This window comes from Komagataeibacter kakiaceti JCM 25156 (assembly GCF_000613305.1).
The window spans coordinates 1-1239 of sequence record NZ_BAIO01000615.1 but is presented as its reverse complement, the minus strand read 5'-3'; the positions used below and the strand labels follow the sequence as shown (position 1 = coordinate 1239).

Genomic DNA, 1239 nt, shown 5'->3' with positions numbered 1-1239 from the left:
GGACGCTGGGCCGCCTGCGCCGCCTGCCCGCGCGGCTTTCCAGTGGGGAGGTGCTGACCCTTCAGGCCAATCTGGAAATTCCGGCCGAACTGCCCATGATCGCGCAGTCAGGCGCGGCGGGGATCGGCCTGCTGCGCAGCGAATTCCTGTTCATGAACGCCGAAACCGTGCCCGATGAAGTCCAGCAGGAAGCGGTCTACCAGCCCATGATCACCGCCATGGCGGGCGACCCGGTGACGATTCGCGTGGTGGACTGGGGCAGCGAGAAAAACAGCGACGCCTGGCGCGCGCGGGCATTGGCGATGGCGGGGACATCAATCCGGCGCTGGGCATACGCGGCATCAGGCTGCTGCTCCAGCATCGTGCGCTGCTGGAAACACAGTTCGCCGCCATCCTGCGCGCCGCCCGCGCGGGGCCGGTGCGGGTCATGCTGCCGCTCGTCTCCTCGGTGGGAGAACTGCGCGCCGCGCGGGAGATTTATGCCCGCGTCGGGCGCAGGCTGCGGCGCAAGGGGGTGGACATACCCGATCCGTTGCCGCCGCTTGGCGTCATGATCGAAACCCCGGCCGCCGCCTCATGGCCGATGTCATGGCGCAGGAGGCGGATTTCTTCGCCATCGGAACCAATGACCTGACCATGTACACCCTCGCGGCGGACCGGGCGGCGACGGACGTGGCCACCCTGTACGACCCGTTCCATCCCGCCGTGCTGCAACTGGTGCGCATGACGGCGGACGCCGCGCTGCGCCAGCGCAGGCCGGTCTCCATCTGTGGGGAAATGGCGTCTGACCCACAGGCGGTGCCCCTGCTGGTGGGGCTCGGGCTACGGTCCTTTTCCATGCATGCCTCTGCCGTGCCGCGCGTCAAGCGCGCGATCCGGGCCGTCTCCATGGATGACTGCCGCCGCATGGCCAGCCGCGCGCTGGAAGCCGTGGACGGGCAGGAGGTCAGCGCCATGCTCGCCACATACGCCGCCACCATGCACCCTTCCACGGATGAATAGGGATCAGGCGCTCCGGTCCGTGCCATGGCGGGATGTGGATGCTGTTCTGGCCGCGTGGGGGCGCCTGCCATGGCTGGCCTGTCTGGACAGCGGGGGAGAGGTGGGCGCGCGGGCGCGCTGGGTGATCGTATGCCGCGACCCCCTGCATGTGATCGTGCAGGAAGCGGGACGATGCCTGCTGGATGGACGGCCCGACAGCCGGGATCTCGCCATGCTGCTGCGCCAGTGCCTGCCCGC

General features: G+C 69.2%; 2 pseudogenes. Both read left to right on the top strand.

Annotated elements, in window-relative coordinates:
- Nucleotides 1-1002: pseudogene (locus JCM25156_RS25730) on the top strand (putative PEP-binding protein); the annotation flags it as partial.
- A pseudogene (locus tag JCM25156_RS25725) lies at nt 995-1239 on the top strand (aminodeoxychorismate/anthranilate synthase component I); the annotation flags it as partial. The pseudogenes JCM25156_RS25730 and JCM25156_RS25725, both read left to right, overlap by 8 nt.